Origin of the sequence: Nocardia sp. XZ_19_369 (genome assembly GCF_015355715.1) — a bacterium.
Classification (GTDB): Bacteria; Actinomycetota; Actinomycetes; order Mycobacteriales; family Mycobacteriaceae; genus Nocardia.
On record NZ_JACVED010000001.1, the window covers coordinates 1190279 to 1212057 of the forward strand.

16 protein-coding genes are annotated in these 21779 nt (G+C 66.5%); 7 read left to right on the plus strand and 9 right to left on the minus strand.

What is annotated here, in order from left to right:
* Nucleotides 1-129 precede the first annotated feature (129 nt).
* From IBX18_RS05500 to IBX18_RS05530, 7 genes are all read right to left on the minus strand, one after another.
* Nucleotides 130-792, minus strand: a complete 663-nt coding sequence (locus tag IBX18_RS05500; RefSeq protein ID WP_306796149.1) for a hypothetical protein — start codon at nucleotides 790-792, stop codon at nucleotides 130-132.
* Nucleotides 789-2468, minus strand: coding sequence for an ABC transporter family substrate-binding protein (locus IBX18_RS05505; RefSeq protein ID WP_194832562.1), 1680 nt, complete (start codon nucleotides 2466-2468; stop codon nucleotides 789-791). The genes IBX18_RS05500 and IBX18_RS05505 overlap by 4 nt, the downstream gene beginning before the upstream one ends.
* Before the next feature lie 32 nt (nucleotides 2469-2500).
* A complete protein-coding gene (locus IBX18_RS05510) occupies nucleotides 2501-4150 on the minus strand; it encodes an ABC transporter family substrate-binding protein (protein WP_373889168.1) in 1650 nt (549 codons plus the stop codon).
* Nucleotides 4151-4218: 68 nt separating this feature from the next.
* A complete protein-coding gene (locus IBX18_RS05515) occupies nucleotides 4219-5907 on the minus strand; it encodes an ABC transporter family substrate-binding protein (RefSeq protein ID WP_194832563.1) in 1689 nt (562 codons plus the stop codon).
* Nucleotides 5908-5919: 12 nt separating this feature from the next.
* On the minus strand, nucleotides 5920-7800 hold the full coding sequence (locus IBX18_RS05520) for an ABC transporter ATP-binding protein (protein ID WP_107653596.1): 1881 nt from the start codon (nucleotides 7798-7800) through the stop codon (nucleotides 5920-5922).
* Nucleotides 7797-8720, minus strand: a complete 924-nt coding sequence (locus IBX18_RS05525; RefSeq protein ID WP_194832564.1) for an ABC transporter permease — start codon at nucleotides 8718-8720, stop codon at nucleotides 7797-7799. Before IBX18_RS05525 ends, IBX18_RS05520 begins: the two co-directional genes overlap by 4 nt.
* The gene (locus IBX18_RS05530) at nucleotides 8717-9694 is read right to left on the minus strand and encodes an ABC transporter permease (protein ID WP_107653598.1); all 978 of its coding nucleotides are present in this window, start codon (nucleotides 9692-9694) and stop codon (nucleotides 8717-8719) included. Before IBX18_RS05530 ends, IBX18_RS05525 begins: the two co-directional genes overlap by 4 nt.
* A 159-nt stretch (nucleotides 9695-9853) precedes the next feature.
* Between IBX18_RS05530 and IBX18_RS05535 the strand changes: the two genes are divergently transcribed.
* Nucleotides 9854-10993 (plus strand): hypothetical protein, encoded by a 1140-nt coding sequence (locus IBX18_RS05535; protein ID WP_194832565.1) that lies wholly within the window; start codon nucleotides 9854-9856, stop codon nucleotides 10991-10993.
* Nucleotides 10994-11107: 114 nt separating this feature from the next.
* The gene (locus tag IBX18_RS05540) at nucleotides 11108-11908 is read left to right on the plus strand and encodes an HAD family hydrolase (RefSeq protein ID WP_107659896.1); all 801 of its coding nucleotides are present in this window, start codon (nucleotides 11108-11110) and stop codon (nucleotides 11906-11908) included.
* A 212-nt stretch (nucleotides 11909-12120) separates the two neighbouring features.
* Here the strand turns inward: IBX18_RS05540 and IBX18_RS05545 are convergent, their stop codons facing one another.
* The gene (locus IBX18_RS05545) at nucleotides 12121-14991 is read right to left on the minus strand and encodes an N-acetylmuramoyl-L-alanine amidase (protein WP_373889160.1); all 2871 of its coding nucleotides are present in this window, start codon (nucleotides 14989-14991) and stop codon (nucleotides 12121-12123) included.
* 458 nt (nucleotides 14992-15449) lie between these two features.
* Here IBX18_RS05545 and IBX18_RS41925 point away from each other — a divergent pair, with 458 nt between their 5' ends.
* Nucleotides 15450-17654 (plus strand): SpoIID/LytB domain-containing protein, encoded by a 2205-nt coding sequence (locus IBX18_RS41925; protein WP_228540310.1) that lies wholly within the window; start codon nucleotides 15450-15452, stop codon nucleotides 17652-17654.
* Nucleotides 17655-17782: 128 nt separating this feature from the next.
* Here the strand turns inward: IBX18_RS41925 and IBX18_RS05555 are convergent, their stop codons facing one another.
* Nucleotides 17783-18280, minus strand: coding sequence for a MarR family winged helix-turn-helix transcriptional regulator (locus IBX18_RS05555; RefSeq protein WP_228540311.1), 498 nt, complete (start codon nucleotides 18278-18280; stop codon nucleotides 17783-17785).
* Nucleotides 18281-18387: 107 nt separating this feature from the next.
* On the opposite strand from IBX18_RS05555, the gene IBX18_RS05560 reads away from it, so the two are divergent.
* The 4 genes from IBX18_RS05560 to IBX18_RS05575 all read left to right on the plus strand — a co-directional run bounded on the left by IBX18_RS05560 (nucleotide 18388) and on the right by IBX18_RS05575 (nucleotide 21726).
* Nucleotides 18388-19599 carry an EamA family transporter gene (locus IBX18_RS05560; protein ID WP_194832566.1) on the plus strand — a complete coding sequence of 404 codons (1212 nt, stop codon included), beginning with the start codon at nucleotides 18388-18390 and terminating at the stop codon, nucleotides 19597-19599.
* Between the two features lie 62 nt (nucleotides 19600-19661).
* Complete coding sequence (locus IBX18_RS05565) at nucleotides 19662-20438, plus strand: MerR family transcriptional regulator (protein ID WP_194832567.1); 777 nt, start codon at nucleotides 19662-19664, stop codon at nucleotides 20436-20438.
* 68 nt (nucleotides 20439-20506) lie between these two features.
* Nucleotides 20507-21088, plus strand: coding sequence for a hypothetical protein (locus IBX18_RS05570; RefSeq protein WP_194832568.1), 582 nt, complete (start codon nucleotides 20507-20509; stop codon nucleotides 21086-21088).
* Nucleotides 21089-21180: 92 nt separating this feature from the next.
* Nucleotides 21181-21726 (plus strand): hypothetical protein, encoded by a 546-nt coding sequence (locus IBX18_RS05575; RefSeq protein WP_194832569.1) that lies wholly within the window; start codon nucleotides 21181-21183, stop codon nucleotides 21724-21726.
* Nucleotides 21727-21779: the final 53 nt, after the last annotated feature.

Here is a 21779-nt window from a genome sequence, read left to right on the forward strand (position 1 = left end):
AGGAGGTCAAGTGGTCAGACCAATTTAATTGTCGTATCGAGGTGACGCCACGGAGCGCCTACCCGCATATTGCCGCCGCCAGGTCCGCGCGGCGGAGATCTATCGCCGCAGATCCAACCCGGTCCGCGGTCAGCTCGGGTCGGAGCCGCGGACGGCGGAGAGCCAGAGGGCGGTGGCGGCGGCGACGCAGGTGGCGGCGAGGAAGGTGGTGAAGGAGCCGCCGTCGACGTAGATCCACAGCAGGGCTGCGAAGGGGGCGGCGACGGTGGATTGGGCGTCGAGGAGTAGGCGTCGGCGTAGGCGGGACGCGGTGGTGGTGAGGGTGGGGGCGTCCGGGTCGGGGCGGGATGGGTTGTCGATCAGTCGCCCCGGTGGTTCAGTGGTGCGGATGCGGCCGGAGGGGTAGAGGCGGCGGCCTGCGATGTGGATGGTTCGATCGGTGATATCGGCGTGGCTTTCGGTCATGGTCATCAGTGCGGGGTCGAAATAGACCGGGAGCCACCGTGGTCGGCCGGTGCCGCTGACCTCCAGCCAGGATCGACTGAGCAGCCGGTGCTGCTGGCGGATGCGCGAAACCCCCACAGTGCGAGTCGATCCGGCGGGCCAGAAGGCGAGAAACCCGAGTGCAACAGCGATCCGGTAACTCGAGTATCCGATAATCCCCAGCGCCACCGTCGCCAGCGCCGCCACCTGGTCCAGATCGCCGAACGGCGCCCAGGCGAGGCAAATCGCCAGGGCGCCGACCGTCACGCTGCTCGGATAGGCCAGCGGGTGGCCTGATCCGAAACTCACTTCAGGAAGCCAATTTTCGTGTAGTCGTAGGTCGCCAGACCGGCCGCGCCGAAGTTCGCCAGGTTGTCGCGGACCGCGATATTGCCCGGCGACTGGGTGAGCGGCAGTGAGTGACCTTCCTCGAAGATCTTGCGGTCGACCTGATTGGCCAACTCGATGGCCTTCTTCGGGTCGAGTTCCGACACCGCCTGCTCGATCAGGTCGTTGAGTTCGGGCGAGCCGATCCGGCCATAGTTGCCCTGCACATCATCCGGGTTGTACCCCCAGATCTGCGACAGGCTGCTGAGCGGGAACGGGTCTCCGACCCAACTCCACTGTCCGACATCGAAATTGCCGGGGATGATCACGTCGCTGAAGAAACCAGTACCCGGCTTGGTCTCGATGGTCAGTTTGACGCCGACCTGCGCCAGGTTTTGCTGAATGATCTGGGCGATCTGGACCCAGACGTCCTGGTTGTACATGACATCGCGGATCTCCAGCTTGCGGCCGTCCTTTTCCCGGACGTCGCCGTTGAGTTTCCATCCGAGATCGTCCAGTTCCTTTGCCGCGGCTTCCGGATCGAAGCCGAGGCTGTTGTCCTGGTAGCCCTCTTGGCCGTGCAGGTAGACGTGGTTGTTCAGCGGTTTCGGTTTCTCGACGAGGCCATTCTGGGTAGCCGTCGCAATGGCCTGCCGGTCGATGGCCTTCGAGATCGCAACACGCAGTTTGGTATCGGCGAGGATCGAGCCCTGCGCACCATTGAAGGTCAGGTGCGACCACTGGTTGCCCGGCGCCCGCCGCAGCACGACACCGGGTGTGCTCTGCGCGGTCTTCAGTTCATCTCGACTGGCGATACCGACGGCATCGATTTCGTTGTTCTGCAGGGCAGGCAGCAGCGCCGAGCTGTCGAGCACACTGAAGGTGATGGTTTCTAGCTTCGGTTTGTCACCCCACCACTTCGGGTTGTGCCCGAGCACCACCCGGCCCTGTGCTCGATCGACCGACTGCACGATGAAGGGGCCCGCGCTCGGTCCGGCATCCTGGACCAGGCTCTTGTTGAAAGTCTCCGGCGTCGCGGTGACAGACCTGGGAAAGAGGAACGTGGTGCCGGCGAATTGTCCACGCCAGTCGGCGTAGTGCTTCTTGAACGTAATGATCGCTTGCCGGTCGTCTACGCCGCGTTCGACCTTCTCCACCCGGTCGAAGCCCGCATTGGCCGCGATCAGGAACGACTTGTCCACGCCGCTCATCGCATGTGCCTGTGACTGAATGTCTTCCCAGGTAATCGGCGCACCATCCGACCACACCGCCTTGGGATTGATGGTGTAGGTGACTTGCTGCGGTTCGGTATTGGTCAGCTGAATATCGGTGAAGTAGTCGGTGTTCACCGAAAGCTTGGCAGCGGCGTCGGTTTTGAATGCGCGCGGCATGGTCGGCCGCAGCAGCGCGGCCGTGTCGGCATCGTTCCCGTCGTTGGTCAGCCCGTTCCAGTTCTGCGGCAGAGCGCCCAGCGAAAGACGCAGATTCCCGCCGTCACGCAGCTCACTGACGTCCTTCGGATTGATGTCGTTCGTAGTCCCGAGGGCATCGGTGGAACCCGCGGGCGCACCGGTGTCGTCGGAACTGCAACCTGCCGCGATCAACCCGAGGGCGACCAGCGGAATCGCCAATCGCGTTGTCCATGAACGAACCCGCATGTTTCGCTCCTTCCCGCAGGGATGCTGCGTAGTCACTTGACGAAACCGATTGTGGTGTAGTCGTACGAGGCCAGCCCGGCCGCCCCATAATTGGCGAGCTCGGCGCGAACACCCACGTTGCCCGGCGTTTGGTACAGCGGCAGCGAATGTCCTTCTTCGAAGATCTTCCGATCCACCTCGTTGGCCAGTTCGATCACCTTCTGCGGATCGAGTTCCGAGACGGTGCGTTCGATCAGCGCGTTCAGCTCGGGCGAACCGATCCGGCCGTAATTGCCCTGCAGGTCATCGGGGTTGTAGGCGAATACCTGGGCGAGGTCGCCGATCGGGAAAGCGTCGCCGACGAGTGAGAACTGGGCAACGTCGAAATTGCCCGGCCGGATGACGTCGGTGAACAAGCCCTGAGCAGGCTTGGTGTCGATGATCAACTTGACGCCGACCTGGGCCAGATTCTGCTGCATGATCTGCGCCATCTGGATCCAGCCCTGGCTGTTGAGCATGACGTCGCGGATCTCGAGTTTGCGGCCGTCCTTCTCCCGGACGTCGCCGTTGAGTTTCCAGCCGAGGTCGTCGAGCAGCCGCGCGGCTGCGGCGGGGTCGTACGCGATCGACGCCGAATTGTCCTGGTAGCCGACCTGACCCGCCAGGAAGACGTGACTGTTCAGCGGTTTCGGATTCTCGACCATGCCGTTGTGGATGGCGGTGACGATGCCCTGCCGGTCGATGGCCTTCGAAACGGCAATGCGCAGTTCGCGATCGGCGAGGATGGAACCCGGCGCACCGTTGAAGCGCAGATGACCCCAGAAGTTGCTGGTCGCGCGGCGGATCGTGATGCCAGGGGTGCTGCGCGCCGTTCGCACGTCATCGATGGTGCCGAGTCCCACCGCATCGATCTCGTTGTTCTGCAGGGCGGGAAGCGTTGCGGCGGGGTCGAGCACGCTGAAGGTGATGGTGTCGAGCTTCGGGGTAGCACCCCACCACTTCGGATTGCGCCCGAGGACGATGCGGCGCTGGGAGCGATCGACCGTCTGCACGACGAAGGGTCCTGCGGTCAGGGTGATTCCGTCGATCAGGCTCTTGTTGAACGCCTCCGGATTCGCGGTCACCGATTTCGGGAACAGGTACGCCTCGCCGGCGAATTGACCCTGCCATTCCGCATACGGCTGTTTGAAGGTGATGACCGCCTGCCGGTCGTCGGTACCGCGTTCGATCTTCGCCACCCGGTCGAAGCCGAACGTCTGCGCGATCTGGAACTGCTTGTCGGCCCCGCTCAGCGCCATGCCCTGGGATCGCATGTCCTCCCAGGTGATCGGAGACCCGTCGGACCACACGGCCTTCGGGTTGATCGTGTAGGTCACCACCTGCGGATTCGTGCTGGTGAGCTGGATATCGGTGAAGTAGTCGGTGTCGATCGACAGCTTGCCCGCCGCATCGGTCCGATAGGCGCGCGGCATCGTCGGGCGGACGATGCTGCTGATCGAGGCGTCGTTTCCGTCGATCGACAGCGTGTTCCAGTTCTCCGGAATCGCCGACGTCGCCAGCCGCAGGTTGCCGCCGTCGCGCAGCTCGTCGCGCGACTTCGGGTTGATGTCGTTGGTCGTGCTCAGCGCACCGGTCTCACCCTGGGCATGGCCGTCGTCGTCGGAGCTCGCGCAGCCGCTCACGATCAACCCGAGCGCGAACATCGGAATGGCGAATCTTGTTGCGGCAGAACGTCCCCACAGGGACGCCTCACGGCGTTGCACGGCTTTGCTCACTTCATAAATCCGATCTTCGTGTAGTCATACGACGCCAACCCAGGTGACCCGAAGTTGGCGATGTCCGCGCGCACGCCCCAGTTCCCTTCCGACTGGGTCAGCGGCAACGAGTGCCCTTCCTCGAACACCTTTCGATCCACCTCGTTGGCCAACTCGATCGCCTTCTTCGGGTCCAGTTCGGAGAGGGTGCGATCGATCAGGGCGTTGAGTTCGGGGGAGCCGATGTGGCCGAAGTTGTTCTGCCAGTCGCCGGGGTTGTAGCCGTAGGTCTGCGGAATGCTGCTCAGCGGGAATGCGTCGCCGATGTAGGAGAATTGGGCGGCGTCGAAGTCGCCGGGGATGATGACGTCGGTGAAGAAGCCCGTGCCCGGCTTGGGGTCGATGGTGAGCTCGACGCCGATTCGGGCGAGGTTCTGCTGGATGATGCGGGCGATCTGGACCCAGGTGTCGTCGTTGTACATGACGTCCCGGATGATGAGCTTGCGGCCGTCCTTTTCGCGGGTGTCGCCGTTGAGTTTCCAGCCGAGTGCGTCGAGTTCCCGTGCGGCGGCGTCCGGATCGAAGCCTAGGCTGTTGTCCTGGTAGCCGGCTTGGCCCTCCAGGAAGACGTGGTTGTTCAGCGGCTTCGGCTGCTCGACCAGACCGTTCTGCACCGCGGTGGCGATGCCTTGGCGATCGATCGCCTTCGAGAAGGCTACGCGCAGAGCGGGATCGGCGAGGATGGAGCCGGGTGCGCCGTTGAAGGTGATGTGCCGCCAGCGATTACCCGGTGCGCGGCGGACGACGACGCCCGAGGACCTGCGCACGGTGGTCGCGTCGTCGAGGTTGCTGAGCAGCACCGCGTCGAGCTCGTTGTTCTGCAGGCCGCCGACCCAGGCGTTGCGGTCGAGCACGGTGTAGGTGATGGTGTCGAGCTTCGGCTTGGCGCCCCACCAGTTCGGGTTGCGGCCCAGCACGATTCGGCCCTGGCCGCGATCGGTGGACTGGACGAGGAACGGGCCCGCCGTCGGCCCCATTTTGTCGACGAGACCCTTGTTGAAGCTTTCCGGGTCGGCGGTCACCGACTTGGGGAACAGCGACATGTTCCCCGCGAACTGGCCGCGCCATTCGGTGAAGGGCTGACGGAACGTGATGACGGCCTGCCGGTCGTCGACGCCACGCTCCACCTTCTCCACCCGGTCGAAACCGACGGTGATGGCGATCATGAAACGCTTGTCGGTGCCATTGAGTGCCTTGGCCTGGGAAGCGATGTCTTCCCAGGTGATCGGATTACCGTCGGACCAAACGGCTTTCGGGTTGATCGTGTAGGTGACCTGCTGCGGGCTGGTGTTGGTGAGCTGGACATCGGTGAAGTAGTCGTGGTTGACCGTCAGCTCACCCGCCGCGTTGGTGTCGAACGCGCGGGGCATCAACGGTCGTTCGATGTCGGCGATCTCGCCGTCGTTGCCGTCGATGGACAGGGTGTTCCAGTTGGCGGGAAACGAGGTGGTGGCCAGCCGCAGGTTGCCGCCGTCGCGCAGCTCGTCGACACCCTTGGGGTTGATGTCGCTGGTGGAGCCGATCGCGCCGGACACACCCTCGGTCGAGGGCGTGTCACCCGCACCGCAACCCGCCGTGATCAGGCTCAGCGCGATCACCGGTATCGCCCAGCACAATGCCGGCCTTCGGCTCGCTCGGATCGGCATCGCGCTCTCCTCCTATCGGCTGACGGCAGGCACGGGTACCGCGTCGATGAGCTCGCGGGTGTACTCGTGCCGTGGATCGGCGAAAATCTGTTCCGCCGGGCCGGATTCGACGATCTTGCCGCGGTACATCACCGCGATATCGTGGGCCAGGTTGCGCACCACGGACAGGTCGTGCGAGACGAACAGATAGGACAGTCCGCGCTCGATCTGCAAGTCGCGCAACAGGTTCAGCACTCCGGCCTGGATGGAGACGTCCAGCGAGGACACCGGTTCGTCGAGCACCAGGAGCTCCGGGTCCAGCGCGAGCGCGCGGGCGATGCTGATGCGCTGTTTCTGGCCGCCGGAGAAGTCGGCGGGATAGCGCTCGGCATGATCGCGGCGCAGGCCGACCTGCTCGAGTAGTTCCGGTACCCGGCGGCTGATCTCGTCGCGTCCGCGCCCGTCGATGCGCATCGGCTCGGCCAGCGCGTCGAAGATCGGCAGGCGCGGATCCAGCGACGCGGTCGGATCCTGGAAGACGATCTGCATCTTCCGGCGGATCTCACGTTTGCGGGCCTTGGTCAGGGTCGCGACGTCGCTGCCCATGATTTCGATGGTGCCCGATTCCGGCCGGACCAGGTCGAGAATCTGGCTGAGCGTCGTCGATTTTCCGGAACCGGACTCGCCGACCAGCGCCAGCGTGCGGCCCGCGCGCACCTCGAAGCTGATGCCGTCGACCGCGCGGATCTCGCCCTTACGGCGCTTGAACAGGATGCCCGCGGTGATCGGGAAGGTCTTCACCAACTCCGAAACCCGCAGTACCACTTGCTCACTGACCTCGGCCTCGACCCTCGGCTCGGTGACTTCCTGCCGATACGCCTCGAACAGGTCGTCCGTGCCGACCTCCGCGGTGCGGATGCAGGCGGCGGCATGCCCGGGATTGGTCTTCTCCAACGGCGGCTCGGCGACCCGGCATTCGTCGATGGAGATCGGGCAGCGCGGCGCGAACGAGCAGCCCGGTGGCAGCGCGTGCATGGCGGGCGGTGCGCCGAAGATCGGGATCAGCGGCTGGCGGGCCGGGCGGTCCATCCGAGGAATGGAGCCGAGTAGGCCCACCGTGTACGGCATCCGCGGTGCGCTGAAAAGCTCAGTGGTGGTAGCGGTTTCGACGATCTTCCCGGCATACATCACCGCGACCCGGTCGGCCAGCGTGGCGGCGATTCCCATGTCGTGGGTGATCATGATGACGCCCGCGCCGGTGATGTCGCGCGCCTTGCGTAGCAGATTCAGGATCTGTTTCTGCACCGTGACGTCGAGCGCGGTGGTCGGCTCATCGCAGATGATCAGGGCGGGATCGTTGGCGATGGCCATGGCGATGACCACCCGCTGGCGCATGCCGCCGGAGAACTCGTGCGGGAACGCCTTGGCGCGCACCTCGGGTTCGCCGATGCCGACCAAGCCGAGCAGCTCGACCGCCCGGTCCGCCGCCTCGGTCTTGCTCATCTTCCCGTGGGCCAGCAGGGCTTCGGCGATCTGCTCGCCGACCCGGTACACCGGGGTCAGCGCCGAGAGCGGGTCCTGGAACACCATGCTGATGGAACTGCCACGCAGCCTGGACAATTCGCGGTCGCCGAGGCCGAGCAGTTCACGGCCGCGCAGCCGGATGGAGCCGCCGATCCGGGCCTGCTCCGGCAGCAGGCCCATCACCGCGAGCGACGACACGGACTTGCCGGAGCCGGATTCGCCGACGATGGCGAGCACCTCACCGTCGGAGACGGTGTAGTTGACCCCGCGCACCGCCTCGATGCGGCCCTCCTCGCTGGGGAAGGAGACCCGAAGGTCGGTGACCTCCAGCAGCGGTGCGGTGAAGTTCTTCTCGACCACGACCTTCTCGGTGGGGTCAGCGCCCGTCATACCTTTGCCTTCTTCTTCGAGCGCGCCCGCTTGGCGCCGGGATCGAATGCGTCGCGCAGTCCGTCACCGACCAGGTTGGCGCACAACACGATGGTGATCAGCAGGCCACCGGCGAACAGGAACAGCCAGGGATAGGTCAGCGCCGACTTGGTGCCGGACGCGATCAGCGAGCCGAGCGAGACATCCGGCGGCTGCACACCGAAACCGAGGAAGCTGAGCCCCGTTTCGGCCATAATCGCCGCGCCGACCGCCAGCGTGGTGTCGATGATCAGGATCGAGGCGATGTTCGGCAGGATATGGCTGACGATGACGGTGCGCGTCGGAGCGCCCATATACCGTGCGGCCCTGACGAATTCGCGGTCGCGCAGGCTGAGCGTCAGACCGCGCACGATGCGCGCGCTGATCATCCAGCCGAACAGGCTGAGCAGCAGAATCAGCAGCAGGATCGATCCGCTGCCCTTGGTGCGCGGTGCGAACAGCGCGACGATGATGAAGCTCGGCACCACCAGCAGCAGATCGACCAGCCACATGATCGCGCGGTCGGTCCAGCCGCCGAGCAGCCCGGCCGTCGCGCCCGCCGTCGCGGCGATGGTGGTGGAGACCAGCGCCACGCACAGGCCGATGAGCAGGGACTTCTGCATGCCGCGCAGGGTCTGCGCCAGCACGTCCTGCCCGATCTGGGTGGTGCCGAACGGATGCTTGGCGCTGGGCGGCTTCAACAGGGCGGTGTAATCCAGCTGCTGGTAGTCGTACTTCAGCAGCGGCGGCAACGCGAAACTGGCGATGAACAGCAGGATCAGGATCACCGCGCCGATGACGGCGGGCTTGTTGCGCAGGAACCTGCGCAGCACCAGCTTGCTCCGGCCTGCCGCCGCCGGCTCGGGCGCACCCTGGACGATGATCTCGACGGCTTCAGTCATCGCACACGCACCCGGGGATCGAGAATCGCCAGCACCACATCGGAGAGCAGGCCCGACACCAGCACCACCAGGCCGGCGAACGCGGTCACCGTGACCACCACGTACAGGTCCTGCGCATTGATCGAATCCACCAGCCACTCACCGACGCCGTGCCAGCCGAAGATCTTCTCGGTGAACGTCGCGCCGGTGATCAAACCGAGCAGGCTGTAGGCGAACAAGGTCGCCATCGGAATCAACGCCGTGCGCAAACCGTGCTTGTAGAGCGCTTTGCTACGGGTCAAGCCTTTGGCGCGGGCCGTGCGAATGAAATCGCTTTGCAGCACGTCGAGCATCGCGTTGCGTTGATAACGGCTGTAGCCGGCCATGCCGCCCAGGGCGAGACCGGCCGTCGGCAGCACCAGATGCTGCAGGCGGTCCAGCAGTTGCGGCCAGAATCCGTCGATGCGGTTCGCCGAGGTCTCCCCGGTGTAGAGGAATATCTGCGAGCCGGTGAGCGAATTGATTTCCAGCGCACCATATTTCAACAATGTCGCGAGCAGGAACACCGGCGTGCTCAACACCAGTAGCGAGATCACCGTGGTGAAGTAGTCACTGAATTTGTATTGCCTGATGGCACCCGCCGCACCGATCAGCACACCCAGCACGGTGCCCACCAGGGAGCCGAGGATCAGCAGCCGCAAACTCACCGCGACCCGGCGCGGCAGCTCCTCGCTCACCGGCTGGCCGGCCAGGGTTTTGCCGAAATCCCCTTGCGGGATCCCCTTGAGCCAGGTGATATAGCGCTGCGGGATCGGGTCGTTGAGGTGTAACTCCTCCGCCTTGGCGTCGATCACCGCCTGCGGTGGGCGCGGGTTGCGCTGTTCCAGACTGTCCAGCGGGCGAAACGTCAGCGACGCCAGGCTGAAGGTCAGGAACGACGCCAGCAGCAACAGCACGACATAGTGAAGCGCGCGTCGTAGCAGGAAGCCGGTCATCAGTCCTCATGGTCTTTCGGCTGGACGGACCAGCGTCGAGTATTAGCCCCTGATCATAAGGACGATGACCCGGTCGCGCGTGTCACGCGGGGTTCGGCATGTCCTTTATTCTTGCGGCACATAGGTGCGCGGGCGGTGCGACGCGTCGAAGGGGGAGTCGTGAGTTATCCGCAATATCCCGGGGGATACAACCCATATCCGGCGTATTCGGCCGGAGTTCCCGCGCCGAGCGGGGCAACCTCGGTGACCGCCGGGGTGCTCGCGTGCGTCGGCAGTATCGGCCAATTGCTCGGTGGCGGAATCAGTTTGGCGTTCGGGTTCATCGGCTGGCAACTGCAGGATTACGACACATCCGGGCTGTTTTCCCAGGACTGGTTTCAGACCTGGGCCATCGTGTCCGGCGTGCTGTCGCTGGTGATCGCGGTCGTGCTCGGCGTCGGCGCGGTCGCGATGTTCAGCAGGAAATCGTTCGGCCGGCTGCTCGTCGTCGTCGGCTGTGTCACGGTGGTCGTCGCGGAGATCGTCGGGTTCGCGCTCGTCAGTTCCATCGATGGTTCCTCGGACGGGCTCGGCGTGATCAGCGGTAGTGCGGGCAGCCTGATCGGGCTCATCTTTCCCGTTGCCACCGTGATCCTCGCGCTGCTTCCGCCCACCTCCCGCTGGTTGGCGCACAGCCCCGCCGCCGCCATCCCCCAGCCGTACGGATACCCCTACCCCGGCCCGCCGCAGCCCGGCCCGCCCTGGCAGCCCGCACAACCAGGTGTCTCCGATGCGGCCTGGCTCCAGCCGCCACAAGCCGCCTGGAGCGCGCCCGCCCAACCTCGTGCGCAATCCGCGTCGGCAGATCCCACCGATCAGGTCGCCGCGCCCTCGCCGCAACCCACCTGGGGTGTGCCCGCGCAATCCGGTGACGCGGTGTCCCTCGACAAGGCCGCTGAGGAGCCGTCAACACGTCAGGTTGCCTGGAATCTGTCCGCACAGCCCACGGCGCCGACCGGGCAGAGCGGGTGGCTGCCTGCCGCGCCACCAGTCGGCGGGGATGGACCCGCACAATCCGGTGCCATGCCACAGCGTGGCCAGGCCGCATCGTCTCCGCCAGAGCCGCAAGCTGCTTGGGGTGCGCCCGCCCAGCCGCCCAGCGGTCAGGAGGCGCGTCCGCAACCCGAGTCGCGAGCTGCCGGTGATCCGTCCGCGCAGCCCGCTCCCGAGACGCGTGATGACGAGACGGTCCGGCAGCCACCATCTTCGGAGCCGCCGAACCCCGAGGACGACAGTGTTTGGCGTCCACCACCGTCGTAACCGCTCTGGCGTCGAGTGATCGGTTCCTGTGCGCAGGACGACACGCCCGCCACTTCGAGATGGTTGTCCGGCAGGATGGAATAGGTGACCCTCCTGCACCTGCCCAAGCCGAAGATGGTGGCCACCGATGTCGACGGCACCCTCATCGACCATGACGAGCGGGTCACCGCGCGCACCAAGGCCGCGGTCGACGCGCTGATCGGCGACGGTGTGCCGTTCGTGCTCGCCACCGGACGCCCGCCGCGCTGGATCGATCCGGTCGTCGACGGGCTCGGCTACGCGCCGCTGTGCGTGTGCGGCAACGGGGCGGTCATCTACGACAGCGCGACCGATCGGGTGCTGGCCAGCATGACGTTGGACGTGGACACCCTGTCCTGGGTCGCCGACCTGGCTGAGGAGGCGCTGCCGGGGTGCGGGCTCGCGGCCGAGCGGGTCGGGGCGAGCGCGCACGACGCGGTCACCCCGCAGTTCGTGAGCTCGCCGCTGTACGAGCACGCCTGGCTGAATCCGGACGACACCACGGTGGCCCGCAACGAGGTCGTCGACGCACCGGCGATCAAGATGCTGATCCGCCTACCCGGCGCCCGCAGCTCCGACATGCGCACGGTGCTGGCGCCACTGATCGGCGAGCGCGCCGACATCACCTACTCGACCGAACACGGACTGATCGAACTGTCCGCACCTGGTGTCACCAAGGCCTCCGGCCTGTCGATCGTCGCGCAACGCCTCGGCGTCGAGGCCGCGAACATCGTCGCGTTCGGCGACATGCCCAACGACGTGCCGATGCTCACCATGGCCGGCCACGGTGTCGCGATGGCGAATGCGCACGCCGAAGCCAAAGAGGCGGCTGACGAGGTCGCCGAATCCAACTCCGACGACGGCGTTGCCCGCGTTCTCGAGCGCTGGTGGATTTGAGCGGGTAGCCCGCTCGCGCGACTGCCGCACGCGCCCAAGCGATTTCCGGCGCACAAGCCGAGGGGCGATGGTGTGGCATCGGCCGAGAGCCGCGATGCACCAGTTCCACCTGGGCCGTGCGGTTGGCAACACGCAATCGCGGCAGATCACGATGCCGTTGAACGAACTCGGAGCCCGCTGCTGTGGCAGCGAGCTCCGAGGGCGGTCGTGGATCAGCCCGCTGGTTCCGGAGCGGGGTGTGGCAGGAAGTCCTCGGGTGCCGGGAACTGGAGGGTGCCGGGTTCCGGAGTTGCGAACTCGGCGGGTGCGGGACCCTCAGCCGGGGCCGAGTCCTGGCTCGGGGCCGGGACTATGGCGGGTGCCGGCGCGGGAACCGCAGCGGGAGCTGGAGATTCGGCCGGAGCCGGAGCCTGCCGACTCGCTTCCTGCTGATACATGTCGTTGTAGGTCTTCCACACCGTGGTGACGATCCCCGTCGCCTGGTTGAGGATCAGCGAGCCGTACTGGAAATCTGAACGCAAGCCGTCCGGCACCTGGTACGCGTCGCTCTGCGGGAGGCCGAGCACGCCCGCGTCACCGCCGAGCTGCAGGAAGCGATCGAGGATCGCGCCGAGCACCTCGATCACCTTGCCGTCCGGCGCGGTGTAGACGTAACCGTTGGCGAACTTGGCGTACTGCTGGCCTTGCGCGGCGGGCAGCGGCTCGGTCTGCGCGGCGCCGAGCGGTCCACTGGGACCGCCCTTGTCGGCCCAGTGCTTGGCGATCGCGTTGTCGTTCACCATGCTGAGCAGCTTCTTGGTGAGAGCGGCCAGCGCGGCGAGGTCGGGTTTGCCGCGCGGCGCGGCCTGCGGAGCCGGGCTGTTCGCGGTGCCGTCGGGGCCTGTGCTGTTGTTCGCGCCGCTGTTTCCGCTGTTCGCCAGGCTCGCACCGCCCGCGACACTCGCGGCGATTTCGCGAATCTGATCCATCATGTCGTAGGCGGCGTCACCCGGGCAGGAGGTGTTGCCGACGTCGCGGTGCGCGAACACGATCGGCAGCTTCACCGCCTGGCCGAGGGCATACGACGTGAATTCGGTGCCCTCGGAATACATCGTGGTGTAGCCGACCGGGTCGAGGCCCGCGATCTTGGCGCGCCAGCCGATGAAGTTGCCCATCGCTTCGATGGACTCTTCGCTGGGCTCCTCGGAGGTGTAATTGCCCATCAGCGCGACACCCGCGGTGTTCTCGTTGAACCCGCCCGCGTGCGCGCCCTGCACCGCGCGGTTGAGCCCGCCCGCGCGACCCTCGAAGATCTGGCCGTACTTGTCGACCAGTGCGTTGTAGCCGATGTCGCACCAGCCCAGCGTCTGCGCGTGATAGGTGTAGATCGCGCGGACGATGCCCGCGGATTCTTCCCTGCTGTAGTCGTTGCGTCCGGCGGTGTGGTGCACGGTGATGCCACCGAGCCCGTCCTTGCCGGGGCCGTCGTCGTAGGTGGGTTCCTCACAGCGGATGCTCTCGTCGGCGCCCCACCCCTCGCGGGTGATCACCTTGGGGCCGCCACCGCCGGGCACGGGTGCCGCGACCTTGTGCAGTGCGCTGTCGATGGCGCCGCGACCCGGATCGATGAGAACGGCGGTCAGGTCGACACCCGCCACCTGCGCGGGATCGTCCGTGCTCGGTGCCGGTGGGTTCGCGGGGTCCGGTGCGACGGCGTCGTCGACTGCCGCCGCGGCGGGCTTGCGGGTGACCAGCATCTGCACCGCGTTGGTGGTGCCGACGTAGATCGGTTCGGTGCCGGTCTTGCCGCCCGGGGCGGTGCGATCGGTGCGGCGGGTGTCCACCGGTTCGGTGTCGAGCCAGGGGCCCCAGGTGCCGTCGGTTTGGCGGGCACGCAGCAGCGCCTTGGTGTTCGTCAGGTCGGCGGCGGTGAGTGCGACCACGCTGAAAGGTGTTTCCCGGGACAGTTCCTTGACCTGGGCGCCGACCTGGTCGGCCCATTCAGCTGGGACGGCGCCGGGTGCGAGCGCGGGCGTGTCGGGGGTGGTGCCCGGTTCGAGGTGGCTGGGATCCGCGATGAAACGGGCGCCGGGAGTGTAAGTCGGTGCCTGTGCGGGTTGCCCGGAATTAGGGGTCTGACCTGGTGCTGGGTTCTGAATTGGTGCTGCGGCCTGGCCTGGAATGGAGTTCTGACTCGGCGCGATGGCCTGACCCGGTGCTGTGGCCTGACCTGGTGCTGCGGCCGGGCTTGGAATGGGGTTCTGACCAGGCGCGGCGGCCTGGCCCGGCACGACATTCTGGGCCGGTGCGGTGACTTGACCTGGGATGGGGTTTTGCGCCGGCGCAGTGGCTTGGCCTGGTGCGACGCTCTGGCTCGGCGCTATCGCCTGACCCGGGTTCTGCGCCGGTGCGGTGGCCTGGCCTGGCACGGCGTTCTGGCTCGGTGCGACTGCCTGGCCTGGCACGGCGTTCTGGCTTGGTGCGGCTGCCTGGCCTGGGACGGCGTTCTGATTCGGCGCTATCGCCTGACCTGGAGCGGGATTCTGAATTGGTGCTGCGGCCTGGCCTGGAATGGCGTTTCGATTCGGCGCGGTGGCCTGACCGGGAATGGGTGCCTGCCCTGGTGTGGCGGCTTGTCCCGGGAATGGTGTCTGGCCTGGTGCGATGCCTTGCCCGGGAGTGGCGTTCAGTCCAGGTGTGGAGTTCTGACCTGGCGCGCTCTGCTGGCCGGGAGTGGCCGGGTGTGGACCATTGAGCTTCGGTAGTGGAATTTCTTTGGGTAGTTGTACGCCGGGCGGCAGCGGTAGCCCTTCCGGAATGGGAATGGACGCTGGTAGCGGCAGCATTCGTAGATCGGACAGGCGTAAATCCGGTAGGTCCAATCCGGTGAGTTCGCGCAGCGGAAGCACGATGTCGGGCGCCGAATTCAGCACGACCTCGGCCAGCTGCGCCGGTACGGCGGCGAGCTCGGTATCGGTGGCCGAGCGATAGTCGGGCGAGTCGCTCATCGTGAGCGCCGCGAGCGGGGCCGCTACCGCAAGCGTGGTGATAACCGGGAGGACGTAGGAACGTTTCGGTTTGCGGTAGGGCACGAGCGTCTCCATTCAGGTCGAACCAGTGATCGTGTGCAAAACCAGGGTTGCTTCCTGATGTATCAACGACCACAATAGTCACAACTGTCACATATCTAAACCTCTTGTTGAGGATTATGTGATTGCTCGAATGTAGCTCTCGGAATGCGGCCGGGACGGAACGACATGCCGACAGGTATCCAATCCGCCCGGCCCCGGAATACCGTGGGAGTGAACGGATGCGACGCAACACAGCACCGGAACGAAAGAGCACGGGGGGAGCACGAATGCGGGTGAAATCTGCGCGCAGAGAAAAGCGAGCGGTGCGCCGGGGGCAGCGCAGACGCGGACCCGATCGACCTGCGCTATCCGTGCGTCCAGTGCTGGTCACAGGTACTGCGGCGCTTGCGGTAGGCACCGTTCTCATGCTGTGGGCCTGGCCGGGTGAGTCCCCCTATCGGACGGTGGCGGGACCGGGCCACGGACGCGGCATGAGCCAGCACGGCGCGTTCGCGAACGCGCAGGAGGGGTGGACCGCCGAAGCCATCCTCGGTCACTACTACCCGGGCGCCACTCTCGGCACCGTTCCGGCAAACACCGTCGGCATCCGGCTGACCGCTCAGGACGACTCCACCCTCGACACCTACGCGGCCGCCGGTCTGCGCGTCGCCGGTCGGGTGGTCCAGGCCGGGCAGGCCGCGCATCTGACTCCGCTGCCGAACGGCGGAGCGAACGTGGTGGTGACGGTCGGGTGCGAGGGCGAGGTGCTGTGGCAGGCGGGGACCAACGATCCGTGGGTCTATCCGCTCGACCCCGGCCCGAATCGACCTGCCGCCGAACACCTCACGCTCTGTGGCGGCACCGGGTACCGCGGCGCGCTCGGGGTGGCGCTGGAGAACGGGGCGGCGCGCACCGTCAACCGCGTCGACGTGGAGGACTACCTGCTCGGCGTCCTGCCGGCCGAGGTGCAGGCGAACTGGGCGGACCAGGGCGCGGCCGAGGCCTTGCGCGCCCAGGCGATCGCCGCTCGCTCGTATGTCCTTGCCGAGCGCCGTTATTCGTACGCGCAGAGCTGCGACAGCACCGACTGTCAGGTGTATCCCGGTACGGTCAAAGAAGATCCGCGCACGGCCGCCGCCGTGGCGGCCAGCGCCGGGACCGTGCTGCTGCGGGACGGGCGTATCCTGCGATCGGAGTACTCCTCCGCCCCCGACGGCGGCGAACCCGCCGACATCTACACCTTCGAAGTCGGACCCGCGCTGAGCGATCTCGCCCCCAATGCGCCGCGAATTCCGGTGGACCCACGTACCCGAGCCGCAGTCGCCGAATCGCCGATCGACCTCGAGTACCGGCGGATCGGCGGTGCGAACAGCGCTGTCGGCCAGCCACTCGGCCCGGAGATGGCACTGCCCGAAAACGCCGGAACCTACCGCATGTTCACCAACGGCGTCATCATCTCCACCCCGACCCTCGGTGCCCAGGTCGTCGACTTCACCACGCTTCTCCAGTTGGTTCCCGACCCGGCCACACCCGCCCCGGGCGTGCCGTCCGCCCGCGAGTCCGGCGTGGGCACACCGCCTGTGGATAAATCCGCCCCTGCCGGTTCGAGCACGCCGCCTGTGCATGAATCCGCGCCCGCTGGCGGGGGTGTACCCCCTGCACCTGGCGATTTGAGCGGGCCTCCTGTGGGTGAGCCTGCACCCGCAGGTGTGGCGCCTGTGGATGAATCCGCGCCTGCGGGTTTGAGCGTGCCGCCTGCGCATGAATCCGCACCCGTCGGTGTGGGTGAGCCCGCGCCGGTGGGTCTGAACGTGCCTCCTGTGCGCGAACCCGGACCTACGGGTGCGGTGCCTTTCGATGAATCCGCGCCCACCGATGTGAGTGCGCAGCCGGGGCGTGTGCCCGTTCTGCCCAGCGGAAGTGCGCCGCCCGCAGGGAAATCCGGGGTGGCCAACATAAATTCAACGCCGGCAAAGGAATTCGCGCCATCCTGGACGAATTCGCCAGCTGCGCCGGACGCTGCGCCATCTGGTGTGAGCGCGCCCCTCGGGAACGGCCCCGCGCCGTCCGGTACCAGCGTGTTGTCGCGGTACGAACCGGTGATGTCGAACGCGAACACGCCGCGGCAGCGAGAATCCGCGCCGTCCGGTACCAGCGGGTACCGGCTGCACGAATCCCCGCCGTCGAACGCGAGCGCGCTATGGAGGCGTGAATCCCCGCCGTCCGATGCGCACATCGCTCCCGTGCAGGATTCTGTGCCGGCAGGAGTGAGCGCGCCGTCGGCACACGAGCCCACGTTGTCCAACGAGAGCGTGCGGCGGGAATCCGCGCCGTCCGGTACGCGTATCGCTCCGGTGCAGGATTCTGTGCCGGCAGGAGTGAGCGCGCCATCGGCGCACGGGCCCGCGCCGTCCGATGTCGTAGTGGCTCCTCTGTATGAGTCGGCGCCGTCCAACGAGAGCGTCCCGCCCGTATTCGAGTCCGCGCCTTCGAGTTCCGGTGTGCCGCCCGTGTCCGCGCCGTCCGCTGGCGCCTTGCCACCCGCGGCATCAGCGTCACCGGGGCGCACGCTCGCGCCGACTACTGCGGCTACTCCGACGCCACGTCCGACGCCTGGGATGCGTATCCCGACAGGCAACGCGACCAGCGACCGGCTTGTCACCGCATCCACGGAAATCGTTGTGGCGGAGCGGTGATGGGTTGCGGGCGATAACGAATGCGCGGTGGTGTCGGTCTAGGCGGACACTTTTCGTTGCGTCGCAACGCTAGAAGCCCGGCAAGGGCCGAAAGTGTCCACCTAGGCCGGGCTTTCGGTAGACCGACGTCAGTCCGGCGCACCATCGCCGAGTGATTCGGCGAGCGTCCGCAACAACCCTGCGAGCTGCTCGCGCGAGTCCATGTCCAGGGACGCGAGCAGCCGCTGCTCGTTTTCCATGTGTTTCGGCAGCACATCGTCGATCATCTTGCGACCTTCCGGGGTGAGCCTGACTCGGATCACCCTGCGGTCCTCCGGGCAGGGTTGGCGCTCGATCCACCCCTTGGCCACCAGCCGGTCGATCCGGTTGGTGATCGCACCCGAGGTCACCATGGCCACCTTGATCAGCGCACCCGCGGTGAGGCCGGCTTCGCTGCCGGAGCGGCGCAGTGTGGCGAGCACGTCGAACTCCCAGAACTCCATGCCGAAGTCGCTGAAGAACCGCTTGAGGTCCTGCTCGAACAGGCGCGACAGCCGTTGGATGCGGCCGATCACCGCCATCGGCGAGACGTCGACATCCGGCCGCTCCCGATTCCAGTGCTGAGTGAACAGATCCACCGCGTCCATGATCGCTCCTCTCTACTCTAAGAATCTTAACATTGATCTACTTGACGTTGAGGTACCCGACGGAGTAAATATTTCAACGTTGAGATTATCAATGAGGAGCGAACGATATGACCACAAGCATCACCCCGCGCACCGGGAACTCGTACGCGGGCACCCTGGCGGTCACCGCCCTCACCCCTATCGTCTGGGGCTCCACCTACGCCATCACCACCGAATTCCTGCCGCCGGACCGCCCGCTGTTCACAGCGCTGATGCGCGCACTGCCCGCCGGTCTCGCGCTCCTCGCCATCACCAGGGTGCTGCCGCGCGGCAACTGGATCGGGCGCGCCGCCGTGCTCGGCCTGCTCAATATCGGCGCCTTCTTCCCGCTGCTGTTCCTCGCCGCATACCGGCTGCCGGGCGGCGTCGCCGGCGTGCTCGGTGCCGTCGCGCCGATGTTCGCGCTCGGCCTGGCCACCGTCGTGCTCGCCGAAAAGCCCAACGGGCGCAAGGTGATCGCCGGCCTGATCGGTGTCTTCGGAGTCGCGCTCGTGGTGCTGCGCGCCAACGCGCAACTCGATACCGTCGGCGTCATCGCCGGACTGGCCGGTGCCGCGTCCATGGCGGCGGGCACTGTACTCACGCAGCGCTGGGGACGTCCCGAGGGCGTCGGCCCGCTCGCGATGACCGGCTGGCAGCTCACCGCCGGTGGACTGTTCATCCTGCCGCTGGCCTTCCTTATCGAGGGCGCACCGCCGGCGCTCGACAGCGGCGCCATCGGTGGCTACCTGTACATCGGCATCATCGGCACCGCTGCGGCCTACTGGCTCTGGCTGCGCGGCATCTCCAAAGTCCCCGCGACCTCGGTGGCTTTCCTCGGCCTGCTGAGCCCGGTGTCCGCCGCCGTGATCGGCTGGATCGCGCTCGGTCAGGCATTGAGCCCGCTGCAGATGACAGGTCTGGTCATCGCGCTGGGCGGCACCGTGCTCGGCCAGATGGCTGGCAGGCCGAAGGCGGTGTCGCCCAACGTTGTCGCGCCGACCGCGCCGGCCAGCGCTGCGGCACCGACCGCGCCGGTCACCCTTGCCGCGCCGACCGGACTGGTCAACACTGCGCCCCCGATCGGGCCGGTCACCATTGCCGCACCGACCGGACCTGCCGGCGTTGCGGCACCGACCCCGCCGGTCAGCGTTGCGGCACCGATCGCCTCGGCCAGCGCTGCCGCACCGATCGCCTCGGCCGGCGTTGACGCACCGACCGCGCCGACCGCTGTCCCCGAACAGACCATGCCGATCACCATTTCGGCGCCTGCCCAGCCGGTGCTGGCGACCGCCCGCTGAGCTGCGAATAAAGGGGTTGACCTTGACGTAACGTCAACTTGCATGCTGGTTACACCGACGAGATGAGAAGGGAGAACGAGGTCGTGCGCACCGAATGGTCCATCCAGGATCTGGCCAAGGCGGCCGGTACCACCAGCCGCACGCTGCGCCACTACGGCCAGTTGGGGCTGTTGCCGCCGAGCCGGATCGGCACCAACGGGTATCGCTACTACGACCAGGGCTCCCTGGTGCGGTTGCAACGCATCCTGCTGCTGCGGGAACTCGGCCTCGGCCTTCCGGTCATCGCCGAAGTTCTTGCCGGTGAACAGGACTCCGGTACCGCACTGCGCACACACCTGGAACTGCTTCGGCAGGAACAGGAACGGATCCGGCGCCAGATCGAGTCGGTGCAAACCACGCTGCACAAGACGGAAAGAGGTGAACCACTCATGGCCGCAGAGGTTTTCGACGGCTTCGACCACACTCAGTACAAGGATGAGGTGATCGAACGCTGGGGCAAGGATGCCTACGAGAGCGGTGATCGCTGGTGGCGCTCGATGAGCGAAGCCGAGCAGAAGCAGTTCCAGCAGACCCAGGCCGACATCGCCGCCGATTTCGGCCGGGCCCACGCCGCCGGGCTCGCCTCGGACAGCGCGGAGGTGCAGGCCATCACGGCCCGCCATTTCCGCTGGGTCGGCATCGGCTGGCAGGGTCGCCCGGTAGCCAAGGAGGCCTTCATCGGGCTCGGTGAGATGTACGTCGACGATCCGCGTTTCGCGGCGAACTACGACGTACACGGCGCAGGCACCGCGGAGCTGATCCGGGACGCCATGCGGGTCTACGCCGAGACACACCTGTAGATCGCGCCCAACAGACGGCCGGTACGCATACTGGATGCGTGCCGGCCGTCGGCGGAGAAAGGGCATCGATGACATACGCCAGTGAGCGTCCCGCGGCGCCGAGTGGAGCCGTCGCGACCACCGCGGTCGTGCTGGCGCTGTGCGCCGGTCTGCTCAACCTGTGGGGCGCCGGAACCGTGCTCAGCGCCTTGCGCGGCGAATCCCACATCGATACATCCCTGGCCGTCTTCTCGATCCTGGGCGCCCTGCTCGCCGCCATCGCCCTCGGCTACGGCGCCGTCCTGCTGCTGCGCCGCGACGAAACCGGCCGCTTTCTCCTGATCCTCACCTCGGGCCTGCTGACCGCAGTCGCCCTTGTCGCCCTGGCCTGCGCACTGGTCGACTACCAGCCCGACTACGGCATCGATTGGCTGCCGGCAGAGAGCCATTCGCTCGAAGCCGTCAACGGCCTCTTCAACGGCCTGGTCGGCTCGGTCACCGCCTTGGTCCACCGCGAATGGCCGGCCGCCCTGACCGCCGCCGTGCTGCCCTTAGCGGTGTTCCTCGCCGCCTCCTCGGGCTACACCACTCGCTGGATCGCCTACACCCCACCACGTTTCCGCGCCGAATCTCCTTACAGCCAAGCGTCTTTGGAGCCGTCCGACATCTAGCTCGCCGGACTCGATGTCATCCGATACCCCGCATCGGCTCGATCGACCGCTGGTCACGCGGTAAGGTTCGCCCGTACCTAGAGGGGGGTTCGATGGCTGATCCATATGGCCGACCGGGCAATTCGACGTCTACGCACCAAGGGCTGACCGGGGTGATCACCATCCTGTCGGCCTGGCTCGGCGCGGCGGCGGTCGGCATGGGCTCGCTCGCCGGCTTTCAGCATTTCCGGGTGGTGGACCGGATCACCGAGCCGAAGATCACCGACGACAAATACGAGGCCTGGAAACTCGCGTCGCAATTTCATTCCGTGCTGCAAGTTCTGCTGATCGTCTCGGTGCTGATGGCGGGCCTCCTTGCCCTCGGCAACCTGCTGTCCATGCTCGGCAAGCCGGCCGGCCGGCAGATGGAGATCATCGGTGCTGCTTGGCTGGTCGTCGGCGGTTTGATCAGCGTGACGTATGGCGGGGACTACGGCTTGTCCGATTCCTTCATCCTGGCCGCAATGATCATCATCGGGGCCGCCCTGGCGTTGATCTCCTTGGTGCTGACAGTGACCACCGCGCCGATCGGATCCGCCACCCCGCAAGCACCGGCGCACTATGTCGCCCCGATGCCCTACCAACCCCCACACCCCTGACCGGCTGTCCATCCGCACTTCGGCCGGGCGAACCGTCCAGTGAATAGCACCCC